The following is an 18,031-nucleotide window of genomic DNA, read 5'->3' on the forward strand; positions in this document are numbered from 1 at the left end:
TTTAATTTTTATGTATTGCCATTTTTTGATCTGTTTTCAATAAATAATTTGCTGCAAGTATTTTGAAACTTTCCAGTTGTTCTTTTTTCCAACTGGCATCTTTTTCCAGTTCACCGGCCATCAGATCTGCAACAACCGGCGCTGCATCCAGGGCCGCCGCTGCATCCAGGAATAAAAGCCGCAGCCGCCTGGCCAGTACATCTTCCACGGTTCTTGCCATTTCGTGCCGCACTGCCCATATTGCATTGGCCCAGGTATAAGGAAAACCTTCAATGATTTTATTATTCAGCGAATGATCTTCATTTGCCAAAGCCTGGATTTTCTTATAATCGCTGCCGTAAACGGTAATGCTATAGTCGCTATTACCTGTTACAGTTGCTGAACCATGAATGGGCAGCGCAGCCGTTTTACAGTCAGCTTTTTTAAGATGGCCTACTTCTATTGCTTTATTCACCGTTACCTCTGCCATTTGGCGATAGGTTGTCCATTTTCCCCCTGTTATTGTAATAAGGCCAGACGGGCTTACCATTAATTTGTGGTCTCTTGAAATTTCTTTCGTGCTATCTGTTTCTTTTTGCGGTGCAGCCAGCGGACGCAGACCGGCAAAAACACTTAAAACATCTTTTCTTGTTATAGCTTTCGAGAAATATTGCCGCACTGTTTTCAGTATAAAATCTATTTCTGCTTCCAGCGCCCTGGGTTCCAGCGTGTGCTTATTTAATGGCGTATCGGTAGTGCCAACCAATACGTGGTTGTGCCAGGGAACAGCAAACAGTACCCGCCCATCTGCAGTTTCAGGGATCATCAGAGCAGCCTCACTGTTTAGAAAAGACTTATCAAAAACCAGGTGCACACCCTGGCTCGGCTGAACGATTGGTTTTTTTCCAGGCGTATCGAGACATAAAATATCATCTACAAATACGCCGGTTGCATTAATAACTGTTTTTGATTGAATGTGATAAGGTTTACCGGTTTCAATATCAGTGGCAATAACACCGCATATTTTATTATTTTCTTTAAGCAACTGGTTTACCTTAAAATAATTTAACGTAACTCCTCCATTGGCTGCGCTGGTTTCAGCAAGATTTATAGCAAGCCTTGCATCATCAAACTGGCCGTCGTAATATTCTATACCGCCAACTAATTTTTCCTGCCTGATGCCGGGCATTATACCGGTCATCTTATTTTTACTGATATATTTTGAACGGCCGAAACTAAAACGTCCCGAAAGCCAGTCATACAATTTTAAACCCGTGAGATATTTGATCTTATCCCAAAGGCTGTAACAGGGAATGACAAAGGCCTGTTTTTTTACAATATGAGGCGCATTTTTCATTAGAATTCCTCTTTCGCGCAAGGCATCGTAAACAAGTTTTATATTACCCTGCGCCAGGTAACGAACACCGCCGTGTACCAGTTTGGTGCTGCGGCTTGATGTTCCTTTGGCAAAATCTGATTGCTCCAGTAATAAAGTTGAGTAACCCCTGCTGGCCGCATCCACAGCAACTCCCAACCCTGTGGCGCCGCCACCTATAACAATTATGTCCCAAACCACTTGATCCTCTAACCTTTTCAATGCCTTTTTACGATTCAGAAGCCCGTTTTCTTCCTGCATCAATCTATTTCTTTTAGTTTCGTTTAACTTCCATTTATGAGTGTTCAGGAATAAAAATAGAATAAAAAAGAAATAAAAGGAAAATATTTTTAATAAAAAAGAAACTAACACCTGGTATTATTGATAATTGATATACCTAAAATTTTGTTTATATTTAGCCTTTAAATTGTATGACTAGTACAGAGAGACATCAGCTTATTCTTGAGAAATTGCACCAGGAAGGCGACCTGAATGTTATCAGCCTATATAAAGAATTAAGGGTAAGCCGCGTAACCATACGAAAGGATTTGAAACTGCTGGAAGAAAAGGGACTTCTCTTCCGTACGCATGGAGGAGCAACTCTTAAAAATCCTTATACAATCGACAGGCCGGTAAATGAAAAAGAGAAATTACAATCTGGCGAGAAATCAAAAATTGGCGCCGCAGCGGCCCGGCTAATAGATGATAATGATTCAATTATTATCGCTTCCGGCACTACGGTGCTGGCGCTCGCCAAAAAAATTCAGAATAAAAAAAACCTAACGGTTATTACGGCCTCCTTAAATGTTGCACTGGAACTATTACAGCAGCCCGATATTGAAGTGCTGCAGTTAGGCGGCATTTTGCGCAAAACCTCATCTTCGGTTACGGGGCCTTACGCACAAAGCATATTGGCAGATTTTTCGTGCACCAAATTATTTTTGGGTGTGGATGGAATTGATCTTGAATTTGGCCTTAGCACCACCAGCGCCATGGAAGCGCATTTAAACAGGCAGATGATTGAAGCTTCTCAAAAGGTAATTGTGCTTTCTGATTCAACAAAATTTGGAAAGAGGGGTTTTGGAAAAATATGCGGCCTCGATAAAGTGGACCGCATTATTACAGACGCCGGCATTTCCGAACATTTTGTAAAGCAGCTTGAAAATCTGGGAATTGAAGTAACAGTGGTTTAAAAAGAAAAGGATAATTACTAAATATCTGCAATAAGACAGGTAAGCTAAACATGCATTGTTCACTTATCTTCGTTACAAAAAATTTATTATGAGATCATTACTTGTTTGCACAGGCTTGCTTTTTTGTTTGTTTGCATCAGCGCAGAAAAAAGAAAATTTATTTAACGGGAAAGACCTGACTGGCTGGACTATTCATGGCACCGAAAAATGGTATGCATCCAATGGAGAATTGATTTGCGAAAGCGGCCCTGATAAACAGTATGGCTATCTCTCCACCAATAAAGACTATAAGAATTTTATACTCACGCTTGAGTTTAAGCAGGAAGCCAATGGCAACAGCGGCGTATTTTTCCGTTCCCATATTCCTGAAGGCGTGACAATAAGCGGCTGGCAGGCTGAGGTGGCTCCCGCAGGGCACCATACCGGTGGCATTTATGAATCTTATGGCCGCGGCTGGCTTGTGCAACCCAAGGCTGAAGATGAGCAATATTTAAAACAGGGCGGATGGAATACTTACAAAATAAAAGTAAATGGCGATGAAGTAACTACCTGGTTAAACGGCCACCAGATGTGCTATATAAAAGATGCAAAGATTGGTGAAGGCAATGGTTTTATTGCCTTGCAGATACATGAAGGCGGCGGCATTAAAGTGCGCTGGAGAAATATTGAAGTAGAAGAATTGAAATAATATTACGCCCTGGACTTTTATCGAAGCAATACTCAATATTCAGCAAAACAATATTCAATGGGCAATGAAAAACTTATGTAATTGCTCATTGAATATTTTATATTAACAATTAATTCTTGAGCAATTAATTACAGGCACTCCGGTTTTTTCATAAGCATACATAAAAATGGCACTCGCTTTCGAACCTTTAACAATACGCAGCATAACATTCAAGAACCGCATAGTGGTATCACCCATGTGTGAATACTCCAGTATTGATGGTTTTGCTAACGACTGGCACCTGGTGCATCTCGGGAGCCGCGCCGTTGGAGGAGCCGGATTGGTATTTACAGAAGCTACGGCTGTATCGCCCGAAGGCCGCATCACGCCGGATGATTTGGGTATTTGGAAAGATGAACATATAGAATTTTTAAACCGCATCGCCACATTTATTGCAGCCCAGGGCAGCATACCCGGCATACAGCTTGCACATGCCGGCAGAAAAGCCAGCCATACAAGCCCATGGAAAGGCAACCGGCCTTTAAAATCTGAAGAAAATGCATGGACAACATTAGCACCAGCCTCTATCAGTTTTAAAGAAACTGATCCATTGCCAAAGGCAATGACTGTTGCCGATATTGAACAACTGAAAAAGGATTTTCGCAATGCGGCTTTAAGGGCACTGCAAGCAGGCTTTAAGGTGATTGAAATACATGCAGCACATGGTTATTTATTGAATGAATTTCTTTCACCGCTTAGTAACAAACGCAATGATGAATATGGAGGTTCATTTGAAAACCGTGTAAAATTATTGCTCGAAGTAGTGGATGTGGTGCGTTCTGTGCTTACAGATGCTTTGCCTTTATTTGTGCGCATATCTGCAGTTGAGTGGGTGAAAGACGGATGGTCTATTGAAGATTCTGTTGCACTGGCAAAGCTTTTAAAAGATAAAGGTGTTGATTTAATTGATTGTTCCTCCGGCGGTAATTCATCTAATCAAAAAATACCGGCAGCGCCTTTATACCAGGTGCCTTTTGCAGAAAAAATAAAACAAGGTGCTGATATATTAACCGGAGCTGTAGGATTAATAACAACTCCGCAACAGGCTGAAGATATATTGCAGAAAGGCCAGGCTGATCTCATCATTCTTGCAAGGCAAATGCTTCGTGATCCTTACTTTACCTTGCATGCTGCAAAAGAATTAGATGCTGATGTACAATGGCCGGTTCAATATGAAAGGGCAAAGGAGAAAAAACATTCTAACGCATAATCCATTAATATCCGCATACACTGCATGCATGATATTGTTGTTACAGACAGCAATACAATTCAACATTCCTTATATAAAACAACCCCGGACTTTAAAAAAATCTGCATCACACAATCCTCTTTTAAAAAGAGTTTTATATTAGCCAAAATATATTCTATTGTAATACATCTAATGATCGCTAAATTCTCAACATTATGACAACACTTAAAGGTCCCGGTATTTTTCTTGCGCAATTCTTAGGCGATGAAGCGCCTTTTAATAGTTTGGAATCTATATGTAAATGGTCGAAAGGCCTTGGTTTTGCCGGTGTGCAAATTCCCACATGGGATGCACGCTGCATTGATCTGCAGAAAGCAGCCGAAAGCAAAACTTATGCAGACGAATTAAAAGGAAAAATCAACGAACTGGGATTAGAGATAACGGAACTTTCCACGCACTTGCAGGGCCAGTTGGTGGCAGTGCACCCGGCTTACGATGTTTTGTTTGACGGGTTTGCGCCTGAACAATACCATAACAATCCAAAAGCAAGAACAGAATGGGCCGTACAGCAATTAAAGTGGGCCGCAAAAGCTTCCCAGAATTTAGGCCTGAATGCACATGCTACATTCAGCGGCGCTTTGCTGTGGCAAACAGTTTATCCCTGGCCGCAGCGTCCGGCAGGCCTCGTTGAAACAGGTTTTACAGAATTGGCCAACCGTTGGTTGCCTATTTTAAATGCATTTGATGAATGCGGTGTGGATTTGTGTTATGAAATTCACCCCGGCGAAGATTTGCATGACGGCGTTTCCTATGAAATGTTTTTAGAAAAAGTAAATAACCATGCACGCGCCTGCCTTCTGTATGACCCATCGCATTTTATTTTGCAATGCCTCAATTATCTTGAATATATTGATAATTATCATGAACGCATCCGCATGTTTCATGTAAAAGATGCAGAGTTTAACCCAACGGGCAAACAAGGCGTTTATGGCGGTTATCAAAGCTGGATTAACCGGGCCGGAAGGTTCCGCTCATTGGGCGATGGCCAGGTGGATTTCAAATCTGTATTCAGTAAGCTGGCGCAATATGATTTTAAGGGATGGGCCGTAATGGAATGGGAATGCTGTTTGAAACATCCGGTTGACGGTGCTACAGAAGGCGCTAAATTCATAAAAGACCACATTATTCATGTAACAGAAAAGGCATTCGATGATTTTGCATCTGCAGGCGCAGATGAAAATTTAAACAGGCTGGTATTAGGATTGCAGTGATATAAGTCAAACAAAAGCTTATATCATGAAATTTATTTTGATTATTGCAGCCGCAATAATGTTTGCTTCGTGTGGCGCGGGAACAGGAGAAACAGAAGCAAGCGACAGTGCGAATGCAACGCAGGATCTTATTAATACCGGTTCAGCCATTGGCTCAGATACTGGAAATATTAATGCCGGGGGAAAACTGATAGCAGCAAATGATTGCCTTACCTGTCACCAGATAGATAAAAAAAGCATCGGGCCATCTTACAGGCAAATCGCAGAAAAGTATGATTTGAACCAGGGCAATATTGAAAATCTTGCCACTGCAGTTATAAAAGGAAGCAGGGGTTTATGGGGAAATGCGGCGATGACTCCACATCCACGCTTAACAAATGATGAGGCGGAAGCAATGTGCCGTTACATATTATCGCTAAGGAATTATGCAGATACTTTAAAATAATTTACCATTCATGAACCGGCTTCAATAAATTTGTGACATTATTTTGACAATCTATTATTTCATTTTTAAAATCAGAATCAATTGAAAAAGTATTTTGTAACAGTTGCATTACTCGCAGTAATTGCAGCCTGCAATAACAGCGGAACAGAAAGCGAAACATCAGATTCATCTTCAACAGAAGCACCGGCTGCTCCATCGAATGATCTGTCATCAAACCCTGATTATCAGAAAGGCCTGGCGCTCGTTGCTTCAAACGATTGCCTTACCTGCCATAAAGTAGATGAAAAAGTTACTGGCCCTGCTTACAGGGATGTTGCAAATAAATTTGAGAATACACCTGAGAATGTAAGCATGCTGGCCCAGAAAGTTATTAATGGCAGCGTGGGCGATTGGGGCCAGGTGGCTATGACGCCGCACCCTGCATTATCACAGGCAGACGCAGAACAAATGGTGAAGTATATTTTATTATTAAGAAATAAATAAAACCACATGAGATTATTAAAAACGATTGCGGCAGCATCCATACTCTTTGCAGCATGTAATTCTTCGTCTTCCGATACGGCAGCAACAGATACAACAGCTGCGGCAGATGCAACCACAGAAACTTCATCAAGCGATACAGGATGGATTTCTTTGTTTGATGGCTCTACCTTGAATGGCTGGCATGCATTCGGGCAAACCGGCACCGGGAAATGGTCTGCTGACAGCGGGGCAATCTATCTTAATTCGGCTTCAAAAGCTGAAGACGGAGACCTTGTAAGCAACGACAGCTTTGGCAATTTTGATTTAAAGCTCGACTGGAAAATATCCAAAGACGGCAACAGCGGTATTTTGTTTTATGTGCAGGATGATAAGGCAAAATATGAGGACACTTACAAAACCGGGCCTGAAATGCAGGTGCTGGATGATGAAAGAAATGAAGACAATAAAACGCCCACCCACCGCGCTGGTAGTTTATATGATATGATACAAGCAACGCCCGGTGCAGTAAAGCCTGCCGAAGAATGGAATAGCGTGGAAATAGTAAGTAACAATGGCAAGCTTGATTTTTACCTGAACGGCGTCCACGTTGTAAACACTACTATTTTTGATGATAACTGGACAAAGATGATTGCCAATAGCAAGTTTAAACAATGGCCTGCTTTCGGTACCTTTAAAGAAGGACATATTGCATTGCAGGATCATGGTCATGATGTTTGGTTCAGGAATATTATGATTAAGAAGCTGTAACAAAGCCTTGATATTATTCCAATAAAAAATCCCGTAAATCATTCTGCGGGATTTTTTTATGAATGCTTTACAGATATTACAAATACTTTCTTATCTCTTCCACCAACTCACCCTTTGCAATGGGCACGCCCTTTACTTTATTGTAAGCCTTGGCGTCAACTAAATATTTATCACGGATAATTTTTATCAATTGCCCGTTATTAATTTCAGGAACTAATATTGTTTCAAAATTGTTTAATATCTCTCCAAGGTTTTTTGGAAAAGGCCGCAGATAACGTAGATGTGCATGGCTTACTGCATGGCCTTCCCACTGCAATTGCCTTGCTGCACTTTCAATAGCGCCATAGGTGCTTCCCCAGCCAAGTACCAGCACTTTACCTTTTTCAGGGCCGCTGTCTAAAGTTTGCAAAGGGATATAATCGGCAATATTTTCCACTTTCTTCTCGCGGATGTTTACCATCAATTGGTGGTTCTCCGGATCGTAGCTTACGTTCCCGGTAATATTTTGCTTTTCAATGCCGCCTATCCGATGCTCCAAACCCGGCGTACCGGGTATGGCCCAGGGGCGAACGAGCTTTTCATCCCGTTTATAAGGAAGGAATTTATGCTCATCTTCTTCCAGGTCTGTCTTGAATTTCACATGTATCGGCTGCAGGTCTTCACTTTTTGGAAAACGCCAGGGCTCTGCACCGTTAGCTATATAACCATCGCTTAAAAATATAACCGGTGTCATGTGCTGGAGCGAAATCCTTACTGCTTCAAAAACAGCATTAAAACAATCACTTGGCGTTTTTGCGGCAATCACCGGCATGGGGCATTCACCATTCCTGCCATAATAAGCCTGCAGCAGATCGCTTTGTTCTGTTTTGGTTGGAAGCCCGGTTGAAGGGCCGCCACGCTGCACATCAATTATCACCAGCGGAATTTCAAGCATTACTGCCAAACCCATTGCTTCTGACTTTAAAGCCATACCGGGGCCTGATGTTGTGGTTACGCCAAGGCTTCCACCGTAGCTTGCGCCAATGGCTGATGTAATGGCCGCAATTTCATCTTCAGCCTGGAAGGTTCTTACGCCAAATGCTTTATGGCGGCTTAATTCATGCAGAATATCTGATGCAGGCGTAATGGGATAACTTCCCAAAAATAAAGGCAGGCCGCTTTTTTCGCTGGCGGCAATTAAGCCATACGCCAATGCCTGGTTGCCCATGATGCTGCGATAGGTGCCTGCAGGCATCCTGGCTTTCTCCACCTTATAACGCGTTGTAAAGGTTTCGGTGGTATCACCATAATTATAACCGGCCTGCAACACTTTTATATTGCTGGCAAGTATGTTTTCCTTCTTTCCAAACTTTTCTTCAAGATAATTAATAGTACTGTCGAGGCTGCGATTGTACATCCAGTATAAAAAACCAAGCACAAACATGTTTTTGGCGCGGTCTTTTTCCTTCATACCAAGCTCAGGAAAATCTTTCAGCGTTTCGCGGGTGAGTTTGGTAACGTCTATTTTAATTACATCATAACTATCAAGGCTTCCGTTTTCCAGCGGGTTAATGCCATCAATATAATTGGCGAGGCGAAGATTTTTGGCATCAAAACCATCAATATTGGCAATGATCCTTCCTCCTTTTTTCAAAAAAGCGAGGTTCGCTTTCAGCGCCGCTGCGTTCATCGCCACCAGCACATCGCACATATCACCAGGGGTAAAAACGCGGTCAGAAGAGAAGTGCAACTGGAAGCCGCTCACACCCGGCAAAGTGCCTTGCGGTGCACGAATTTCTGCCGGAAAATCGGGGAAAGTGGCCAGGTCGAGGCCGAGAAGGGCTGTGTTATTGGTAAACTGGGTTCCGGTAAGCTGCATGCCATCACCGCTGTCGCCTGCAAACTTAATCACTACGTCACTCAGCAAAACATCTTGTTTTTCCATATCTCTTAAAAAAATGGGTGCAAAGTTAGTTATATAAAAATTCAGTGCCGGCAATTTTACATTTCATGAAGAATTGCTACTGTTATGAAAGCTATTTGCCGTTTGCAAAATTCCTGCAAAGCGCTAATTGGCTATTAACGATTTACGAAATAATTATGTGCAAACGGAAATAGTCAGAAGATTGATCAATAATTGATTAGCTATGCGGAATTTCCCAGGCTTTCCTGCCAGTTTTTAAATTTATTCCTGTCAACCACAAGCCACACCACGTCATCCCATTCAAATACGGTAGAAGAATCAGGGTTTAGAATTCGCTCATTACCTCTTTCAATACCTATTACAAGACCGGAAGTTTTTTCGCGGATGCGTGATTCCCGGATGCTTAACCCTTTAAGACGGTTGTATTCGTCCACTACAATTTTTTGCAGAACAATATTGGCGATCTCCGAGTTTTCCGATTCTGTTACATCGGCATTTTCAAATACCGGTTTAAACATTTGCATTTGTTCGTCTGTGGCAATAATACCGGCATGATCGTATGGAAGCAGTTTGTTATACCGGTTAGGTGCATGAATAAGTTTCTGTCCGCGTTTTATATAGGCCACATTAATTCCATACTTTTCACGCCATCCAAGCTCCAGCAAAGTTTTGCCAATGTAATCAGCATTCGGGTTTACCTCCATATCAATTATACCGGCAGACCAGGGCAATAACTGCGACCGGAGGCTGGCCGCTTTTTTAAGCATTTCTTCCGGTGCATTGTTTTTTAACGCGGCCGTTTCCCTTGCATTGAGGTTAGTTAAGAAACTGCCTTCAATACGCTGGTAAAACCTTTGTATTCTTTTAGAGAAAAGGTATAAGAAAGCAATGGCAACCGGCACCAGCAGCAATACAGAGGCTCTCGCCGAAATTAATTTATCAGCCCAAAAACCTATAAGGGCAATACCGATCATTATTCTTACAACTTCAATAATGAGCAATGGGCCTTTACTATATTTTTCATCAAGCCAAAGCTCCCTGTAAGCCATGCTATCGGGTTTTCTCGTCATTAGCGCCAGCAGGAAAGGCGCGCCCAACCCAAGCAAAGCAACAAGGCAAACTATGCCAGGCCATATATTGCCTTGTATATTTTTATTCAAAAATGGAACAAGCACATTAAATGCCATCAGGCTAAGCGCAAGGAGTATAAATGCATTTATAAAGACTATTTTTATATATGAGCCAAGTACCCTTTTCCAGGTGCTTTCCGCCTGGATTTTTTGAGCACCGGAAGAATAATTTTCAATTGCCGTTACAAACCTTTGCGGCAGTATGCGTAATAAAGAATTGTAAAAAGGTTCTGAATATTTAATAAGATAGGGAGTTGTAAATGTAGTAATGGCCGATGCACCCACCGCCACAGGAAACAGGAAATTGCTGATGACCCCAAGGTTAAGCCCAAGCGTGGCAACGATAAAGGCAAACTCACCTATCTGCGCCATGCTCATGCCCACCTGTACAGATTGCTTGAGCGACTGGCCGGAAAGAACGGCGCCTATTGTTGTACTAAACAGCTTACCAAAAACCGTAAGCAGTGTAACGATTAATACGGGCCACTTGTATTCAATCATAGCGGCAGGGTCTATCATCATACCGACCGATATAAAAAATACAGCGCCAAAAAGATCTTTCACAGGCTTGATAATATGCTCCACTTTTTCAGCAGAAGTGGTTTCCGCAAATATGGAACCCATAATGAATGCGCCAAGCTCGGCAGAAAAACCAACCTTCGTTGCCAGTATTACCATGCCTAAACAAAGGCCAATGGAAAGAATAAGCAGTGTCTCATCATTAATTAAATTCTTTGCTTTCTTTAATAAGGTGGGCAGCAGGAATATGCCCATAATAAACCATAAAGCCAGGAAAAACAGCAGCTTCAAAACAGTCTGCAAAAGTTCGCCGCCTTCAAATTGCTGGCTTACTGCCATGGTGGAAAGCAGCACCATTAATAATATCACCACTATATCTTCCACAACCAGCACGCCAAACACCACATTGGCATACCGTTTTGTTTTCACACCCATTTCTTCAAAAGCACGAATAATAATTGTAGTGGATGAGCTTGCCAGCATGCCGCCTAAAAAAATGCTGTCCATCTTCGACCATCCCATCCATTTGCCGGCAAAATAACCAGCAGTTACAATGAAAACAATTTCTGTAAATGCGGTAATGGTTGAAGCACCGCCAACGCGTATGAGTTTCTTAAAGCTAAATTCAAGACCCAGGCTGAATAAAAGGAAGATCACGCCAATTTCTGCCAGCGTTTCAATGTTTTCCTTATCGGCAACAGTTGGCGTAATAGAAAAATGCGGCCCTACCAAAAGGCCTGCAATAATATAACCCAGCACCAATGGCTGTTTTATCTTCTTAAAAATTAAAGTGGTAATAGCACCTGTTACAAGAATAAGTGCTAAGTCTTCTATCAATTTTGGTAAATGGCCCATACTTATTCGTATTAATTTCAGATAGATGCTGACCTGCGGAAGATAATAAAAAACAAAAATTCTGCGATAAAAATTACCCCTTTTCCCCGGATTTTTTTAGCCTGAAAACAATATCAAATTTTTATTTTTAATATACCGGGATAGCAAAAAAACTATCCTCTGTCAGACGGCATATTGATTTCAATCAATATTCATCATAAAAACTGCAGGTAAGTTTGCAACTTATATTTCAACAATATCTTTTTTATATATTTTTGTACAGAGTCCATTGTGAAAGACTTGATACACGCAGGCCCGATAAAAAGTATAAACTGAAAAAGCAACGAACAATAATAATTATCTTCTCCTGCGGTAAGTTTCGTAAATAAAGACTGTTGGGTTTGCTGGATGTGGAAACACTACGGTTAAGAAATGCATGTAAGATGGTTACGTGGCATGCGGGTTGTTAACCATAACAGGTAATGAATGAAATTCTCTGTTAGAAGCCCGTAATAATGCAAATGCATAATTCTGAACCGGCTAAGATTAACGGCAACATCTGGCAGCAAGATGACAACGGTTATAAAATATAAAGCCAGGATATTAAAATCATACAAGGAAAATGATTGATTGCATTATTATTGAAGACGACCACATTTCATCGTTTCATTTACGCCGCCTTGTGGAACAGGAAAGTTCACTGGCACTTCACGGAACATTTTTCAGCGCCAGGGAGGCGCTCGATTTCCTGTCTAAAGAAATGATCGACCTTATTTTTCTTGACATAGAAATGCCTGATGTAACAGGTTTCGACCTGCTTGACCAGTTGCCTTACCGTCCTTATATTATCCTCACCACTTCAAAAACGGAATATGCTTTTACGGCATTTCAATATAACGTTGTTGATTATTTAAAGAAGCCTATAACGCTGCCGAGGTTTAAAGAATCGATAGAAAAGATTAAGCCGCGCATTAACCACGAAAAAGCGCGTGTGTCAAACGATATTTTTATTAAAGCTGATGGCAAGCTCATAAGATTGCATGATAATGATATAAATTTTATTGAGGCTGTGGGCGATTATGTAAAATTTGTAACAACGGAAAAAACATTTTTATCGCTTGCCACTTTAAAAAGCATTGAGGAAAAATTAAACCCGGACGCTTTTGTAAAAGTGCACCGCTCTTATATCATCAACACAAAAAAGATAAGCGATATAGAAGATAATACCATCCTTATAGGCAAGCACGTTATACCCATAAGTAAAGCACACCGCAAAGTAATAATGGACAGGCTGAATATAATCTGATAAAAAAATCAAACTACAAACACGGCATGAAACGCCTATGTAAAATTTTGATATGCAGAGGAATGTTAATCAGGCGTTCCACCTGGCCTGCTTAAAATAAAAAATAACAGATGAAATATATCGGCTTATTCATTCTTGTTCAGTTATTCTATACAAAAGCAATTGCAGAAAACAGCTGTAATATTATTGATACAGTAACACAGGTTACGGTTTTTAGCGATACAACAATTAAAGAAAAGCCGCAGCAAAAATTACTATTATCTGTTGACCAACTGCGGTATTCGCCGCAGGAAGTAAACATTACACAAATTGGCGCAGGTTATTCCATAAAAGGGAAAAATGATCACCTGATCTTAAAGTTTAATAATGCTTTCAGCGGTCATGATTATAGCGCACAGTTGTTTTCTGAATACTATCATAACTTTTCAAAGAAAGATTACATTAATATTTTGCTGGCCGGTTCTGATGGTAAATTTTTTCCGGCATTTATTGCTGGATTTTCTAATTTCTTTGTTCCGGGAAAAGGCTGGGAACTGCAGGCGGGCGCCAGGGTTTATGCACCTAAAAATGATAGCAGGAGTTTTGTATTCCCGGTTGGCGTAAGCAAGCAAATTGATAAACATTTTTTTGGTTACACATTATACATGGTTGAACAAAAAAAGCAACTGAGTTTTGTAAACAATTTTAATTACCGGTATTATTTTAAAGGCGACCAGTTTTTTTCACTTAACTATGGCATAGGCGATCGCTATAATATTTTTCAACCCGAAAATGTAACGGATATACCTGCATCAAAAATGAATACACAAACTGTAAATGCTTTATTTACTACACCGGTTGGCGCCAAATGGAACCTTGAATTACACTTCACTTATGAACATTATAAGGACTCTAAAAGCGACAAAGATTTTAATATTTATATGCCGGGCTTAATGGTAAGCAGAAAATTGTAAGAAGCCCATTCATAGTATTTTATATTGTTTTTTAAAGGGCTTAGGGCCGTTTGCTTTATACTCAATGGTGCTTAGGATTGAAGAGCTATATCTTTAAAAAATATTATACAGTTAAAAGGGTTAAGGTTGATTTTGCTTTATTTTCATCAACTAAAACTTGCTAAACAACCAATTGATCCACTCCACGTCACTTGGGTAAAACCTTTCCTTTATAAAAGCTGCTGCAATCAATGCAGTTACCAATAAAACCTGGCAGATAAAAAGTCTTTTTTCTTTTTTCTTATCCGCCTTAATTTCTGCTTCATGCAAAGCTGCATAGCGCAGCATATTTTCTTCTTCTTCTGAAAGCGGTACAGCTAACCTGCTATAACTACTTTGCCCGATTTTTGAGTCTTGTCCCATTTTAATTCAGCTTTTTTATATTCCATTATATAAGAGTACAGCGTAATGGTGCAGAGTAATGCGCCAAAACCTGAAATCAATAATAAAGTGAGTGATAGCCAGTAAGGCTTTTTGTTCTTATCGGCGATGTAAGCCCAATATGCAAAGAGCATGCATAATGAAGCCCAGGCATACATAAACAATACAATAATTTTTTGTGTTAATCCAAGGTCGGCCTGCGTCATGCCGTTTACAAAATGAATGAAATCATCTATAGCAGCAGGAAAGCAGGAAAGCACAATGATAGTGAGCGAAATAATGCCGGGGAACAGCACACCCTGCAGCCATGCTTTTTTTGCAGTTTGCTTATCGATGATGAGCGAATAAATGGTTACAAATAAATAAGTGAATGCATTAACAATCCACAACTGTTTAAACAGCAGCCACGATTCGCTGAAGTTGGAAAAAAACAGCCATATCAAACCGATTGATGACAATATCATAAATACCGGCATCAATAAAATAGCAAACCATAATAAAGAAAAACTAAAGCTGCCTAATTTCTTTCCGTTCTTTTTATTGAGCCATATATGTTTGAAGGCTTTTGTTACCTGCACATTGCCACGCGCCCATCTTAATCTTTGTTTCCATATTGCAACAACAGAGCCCGGCTCTTCAGCCCAAACGGTTGCATTGCCATCAAACACAGCTTTGCGGCCATTCAGTTGAGTTTTAAAAGTGGTGAATGTGTCTTCTGCAAGTGATGATGTATCTATTTTTCCGCCAATAGCCAGCAGGTTTTCACGGCTGTGTAATTGCGCACCGCCTGCCAAACAAGCCAGCGACCCCATTACATTCTGCGCTCTTCTCGATGCGGCCTGCGCCGTTATATATTCAAACGCAATAAACTTTGAAATGAAATTGCCTGGTGCACTGCCCTCTTTGATATATGCCGTAACAGAACCCACATTTTTATCAGCAAGATGCCTCGTCATTAAACGCAGTGCATTCTTTTCAAATAAAACATCGGCATCAATAATCAATAAAGCTTCAGCCCAGTTTTCTTCAAGTATTATATTAATACCGTGATTTAATGTATGCGCTTTTCCCTGGCCGCCTTTTTCTCTTCTTAAATGAAAAACGTTATCAGGATATTGTTCATGCTTTTCTTTTACAACATCAGGTGTATGATCTGTGCTGGCATCATCCACCACATATACTCTTAGTGCATGTTTTGGATAATCCATCGATAAAAGATGCTCGATTGTGTTACCAATTACATCACCTTCATTCCATGCCGGAACAATTATCGCAACCCTGGGCATATAAGCAGCCGTGTGTTTATAATGATTCTTTATGCCATGAATGCCGATCATAAAAAACTGGTACAGCGACGCCCATACAGGTATAGTACCGAGCAGTGCAAAAAAAATGGCGATATAATCAAATATAAGCGGCATGAAAAAGCTTGTAATAGTGTTATTGTGAGTTGTGAGTGATTTCACAACTCACCAAATAATATTTAAACTGCCAATACTAATGTTTCGGGTGCATGTTCTTCTTCATTCAAAAAGAGGGAAGGGTCGAAGAATTTTTCCTGGAAATAACGCACCATAGCAATCTCTTTATAATCGGCCACAATAGCCACCGGCCTGTTAAACAAAATATTTTCTGCGCACATTAAAGGTATATCTGCACCGGCTGCAATGATGAGGCTGAGGCCTCCGGAGAAACGCGGGTTTATTTCAAGCAACATAGGCCCGTTTTCTGTATCAATAACCTGCACATTAATGGCAAACCTTAAGTTTAAACTTTCAGCCACAGCTATTGCATATTCAATAATCTCTTTCTTCTTAGTAACTTTTGAAGTAACGGCAACGCCTGAATCTGTTCTCATTCTTTCACGGGCAACAGCAGCGCACACTTTACCATTTTTATCAATCATCATATCTATGCTGTATTCTTTGCCTTCCAAAAATTCCTGCACCATAAAATTCTTTCCTTCCAGGTGTGCCAGGTTTTCCAGTTCTTCGCGGTTAGTTACTTTAAATATATCCCTTGAACCACTGCCGTTTCTTGGCTTTACGATCCAGTTATTATTAAAATGCGGGTTAGCTAAAAAGTTTTCAAACAAATCATAATCACCTAACTGCACATTCTTTTTGCAGGCTTCCATTAAAAGATATTTATCCTGGCAGGTTTCCAGTGCATCTACAGGTGAAACCAACACCTTGCAATCAATAGCTTCAAATGCTTCAATGTTATTTGCCACCGGCATTAATTCAACATCACATGTAGGTATTAAAAGATCAATGTTATGCTTCTGGCAAAGCTCAAGCAAGAAGGGAACAAACATTTCAGATTTACCGGCAGGTAATATAAACTGCTGGCCTTTTGGAACGAGGTATAAACCGGCAGACATGGGATCCATATCACCCATAAAAATATTATAACCGGCTGCTGATAAAGATTTGTAAGCGCATATTGCGGCGGGCCCGCCTGCTCCTGTAATTAAGATATTCATAATTTCTTTTTTAAAATTTTTTATTAATTGGTTTGGTTATTTATTAGGCACGAATTACTTCAAAGGGTTCAACAATGCCATACCTTGAAAAACGGCCCCAGTATTCTGCGGTTGATCTTATCAACGAATCGGCGAGGTAAGCGCATTTTGTTTTTTGGGAATGAAAGAATGAGATCATTTCAATTTTATCATCCATATATTTTTCAACATGCTCAAAGCGCAAAGGCTTAAAGTTGATATTGCATGATGGGCTTAAGTAAGAATACACCTGCGTAACGCCACGTGCAGCCACCATAGTTGCATGATAAGTGTTCCTGTGGTCCTGGTGATTATCGTTTATGCTGTGCGTATAAATAATATCGGGCTGCACTTTAGCTATAACTTCTTCAATAGTTTTAATGGTTTCAGGGCCATCAGTTATAAAAGTATCTTTCAGGTTTTTCATATATAAATTGGCATTTACATACTCAGCCGCTTTAAGCGATTCTTTGTAACGGATATCTATACTGCCGCCCTGTTCGCCATTGGTGAGTGTAAGAATATGCACCTTATCGCCTCTTTCAGCGTGCTTCATTAAGCTGGCGCCGCAGCCAATTTCAACGTCATCCGGGTGAGCGCCGATTGCCAGCACTTTCTTTATATTCAAAGTTTCGCGGATGGTTTTTATTTCGGTTGATAACCTTTCCAGCAAAACCTGTGTAGCCAGCGGGTAAACCAAAAAGTGGTTAACGCCGCTATCCAGCGCTGAAGACATTAAATCCACATCTTTATTCGCAGATATTAATATTACGTGCGAAGAAGGATTGTTTTGTTTGATGGAATAAAGAGTTGTGCATGCTGTGGCCAGGTTTTCATAATTCACTGCCATTATTATTAAATGCCAGCGTTTCTTTTGAATACGGTAAACAATATCAGCAGTCAGTTCCATTTGTTCGCACTTTTGTGCGGTTTGGGCTTCCAGTTCATCGGCAAGTATCTGGGTTTCTGCAAGCTTGCCAACAATTACGATGTTCATATAAATTTTTAATTTGCGAGAGCAAAATTATCAGCCGGTTATGCCCTTTATATTTCA

The 18,031-nt window shown here is 40.6% G+C and carries 16 protein-coding genes; 9 read left to right on the forward strand and 7 right to left on the reverse strand.

Annotation, left to right across the window (positions count from 1 at the left end; translation table 11 throughout):
• Position 1 precedes the first annotated feature (1 nt).
• Positions 2 to 1,576, reverse strand: coding sequence for a glycerol-3-phosphate dehydrogenase/oxidase (locus BM015_RS01635; RefSeq protein WP_245751164.1), 1,575 nt, complete (start codon positions 1,574 to 1,576; stop codon positions 2 to 4).
• A gap of 209 nt (positions 1,577 to 1,785) precedes the next feature.
• Here BM015_RS01635 and BM015_RS01640 point away from each other — a divergent pair, with 209 nt between their 5' ends.
• The 7 genes from BM015_RS01640 (at position 1,786) to BM015_RS01670 (ending at position 7,409) form a co-directional block, all read left to right on the forward strand.
• Positions 1,786 to 2,547 (forward strand): DeoR/GlpR family DNA-binding transcription regulator, encoded by a 762-nt coding sequence (locus tag BM015_RS01640; protein WP_090653847.1) that lies wholly within the window; start codon positions 1,786 to 1,788, stop codon positions 2,545 to 2,547.
• 88 nt (positions 2,548 to 2,635) lie between these two features.
• Positions 2,636 to 3,235, forward strand: coding sequence for a 3-keto-disaccharide hydrolase (locus BM015_RS01645; RefSeq protein WP_090653849.1), 600 nt, complete (start codon positions 2,636 to 2,638; stop codon positions 3,233 to 3,235).
• Positions 3,236 to 3,401: 166 nt separating this feature from the next.
• A complete protein-coding gene (locus BM015_RS01650) occupies positions 3,402 to 4,484 on the forward strand; it encodes an NADH:flavin oxidoreductase/NADH oxidase (RefSeq protein ID WP_090653850.1) in 1,083 nt (360 codons plus the stop codon).
• Positions 4,485 to 4,678: 194 nt separating this feature from the next.
• A complete protein-coding gene (locus BM015_RS01655) occupies positions 4,679 to 5,734 on the forward strand; it encodes a sugar phosphate isomerase/epimerase family protein (protein WP_090653855.1) in 1,056 nt (351 codons plus the stop codon).
• Positions 5,735 to 5,759: 25 nt separating this feature from the next.
• Positions 5,760 to 6,179, forward strand: coding sequence for a c-type cytochrome (locus BM015_RS01660; protein WP_090653857.1), 420 nt, complete (start codon positions 5,760 to 5,762; stop codon positions 6,177 to 6,179).
• Positions 6,180 to 6,260: 81 nt separating this feature from the next.
• Positions 6,261 to 6,662, forward strand: a complete 402-nt coding sequence (locus tag BM015_RS01665; protein ID WP_090653859.1) for a c-type cytochrome — start codon at positions 6,261 to 6,263, stop codon at positions 6,660 to 6,662.
• 6 nt (positions 6,663 to 6,668) lie between these two features.
• Entirely contained in the window at positions 6,669 to 7,409 is a 741-nt protein-coding gene (locus BM015_RS01670; protein WP_090653861.1) for a 3-keto-disaccharide hydrolase, read from the forward strand.
• A 76-nt stretch (positions 7,410 to 7,485) separates the two neighbouring features.
• Here BM015_RS01670 and BM015_RS01675 read toward each other — a convergent pair whose 3' ends face one another.
• Together BM015_RS01675 and BM015_RS01680 are read right to left on the reverse strand one after the other, a co-directional pair.
• Positions 7,486 to 9,333 carry a 2-oxoacid:acceptor oxidoreductase subunit alpha gene (locus BM015_RS01675; RefSeq protein WP_090655143.1) on the reverse strand — a complete coding sequence of 616 codons (1,848 nt, stop codon included), beginning with the start codon at positions 9,331 to 9,333 and terminating at the stop codon, positions 7,486 to 7,488.
• Positions 9,334 to 9,533: 200 nt separating this feature from the next.
• Positions 9,534 to 11,816: a cation:proton antiporter domain-containing protein gene (locus BM015_RS01680; RefSeq protein WP_090653863.1), complete on the reverse strand. Its 2,283-nt coding sequence runs from the start codon at positions 11,814 to 11,816 to the stop codon at positions 9,534 to 9,536.
• 601 nt (positions 11,817 to 12,417) lie between these two features.
• Between BM015_RS01680 and BM015_RS01685 the strand changes: the two genes are divergently transcribed.
• Positions 12,418 to 13,101 carry a LytR/AlgR family response regulator transcription factor gene (locus BM015_RS01685; protein WP_090653865.1) on the forward strand — a complete coding sequence of 228 codons (684 nt, stop codon included), beginning with the start codon at positions 12,418 to 12,420 and terminating at the stop codon, positions 13,099 to 13,101.
• Between the two features lie 110 nt (positions 13,102 to 13,211).
• Positions 13,212 to 14,054 (forward strand): YaiO family outer membrane beta-barrel protein, encoded by an 843-nt coding sequence (locus BM015_RS01690; RefSeq protein ID WP_090653867.1) that lies wholly within the window; start codon positions 13,212 to 13,214, stop codon positions 14,052 to 14,054.
• A gap of 150 nt (positions 14,055 to 14,204) precedes the next feature.
• On the opposite strand, the gene BM015_RS21325 is transcribed toward BM015_RS01690, so the two are convergent.
• Genes BM015_RS21325 through BM015_RS01705 form a run of 4 tightly spaced genes read right to left on the reverse strand, consistent with a single transcriptional unit; the run spans position 14,205 to position 17,974 of the window.
• Entirely contained in the window at positions 14,205 to 14,456 is a 252-nt protein-coding gene (locus BM015_RS21325) for a hypothetical protein (protein ID WP_143075721.1), read from the reverse strand.
• The gene (locus BM015_RS01695; protein ID WP_218148411.1) at positions 14,411 to 15,940 is read right to left on the reverse strand and encodes a glycosyltransferase family 2 protein; all 1,530 of its coding nucleotides are present in this window, start codon (positions 15,938 to 15,940) and stop codon (positions 14,411 to 14,413) included. The genes BM015_RS21325 and BM015_RS01695 overlap by 46 nt, the downstream gene beginning before the upstream one ends.
• A 17-nt stretch (positions 15,941 to 15,957) precedes the next feature.
• The gene (locus BM015_RS01700; RefSeq protein WP_090653871.1) at positions 15,958 to 16,959 is read right to left on the reverse strand and encodes an ATP-grasp domain-containing protein; all 1,002 of its coding nucleotides are present in this window, start codon (positions 16,957 to 16,959) and stop codon (positions 15,958 to 15,960) included.
• A 43-nt stretch (positions 16,960 to 17,002) separates the two neighbouring features.
• Positions 17,003 to 17,974, reverse strand: a complete 972-nt coding sequence (locus BM015_RS01705; RefSeq protein ID WP_090653873.1) for a PIG-L deacetylase family protein — start codon at positions 17,972 to 17,974, stop codon at positions 17,003 to 17,005.
• Between the last annotated feature and the right edge of the window lie 57 nt (positions 17,975 to 18,031).

The sequence above is a fragment of the Parafilimonas terrae genome (genome assembly GCF_900115755.1).
Taxonomy (GTDB): domain Bacteria; phylum Bacteroidota; class Bacteroidia; order Chitinophagales; family Chitinophagaceae; genus Parafilimonas; species Parafilimonas terrae.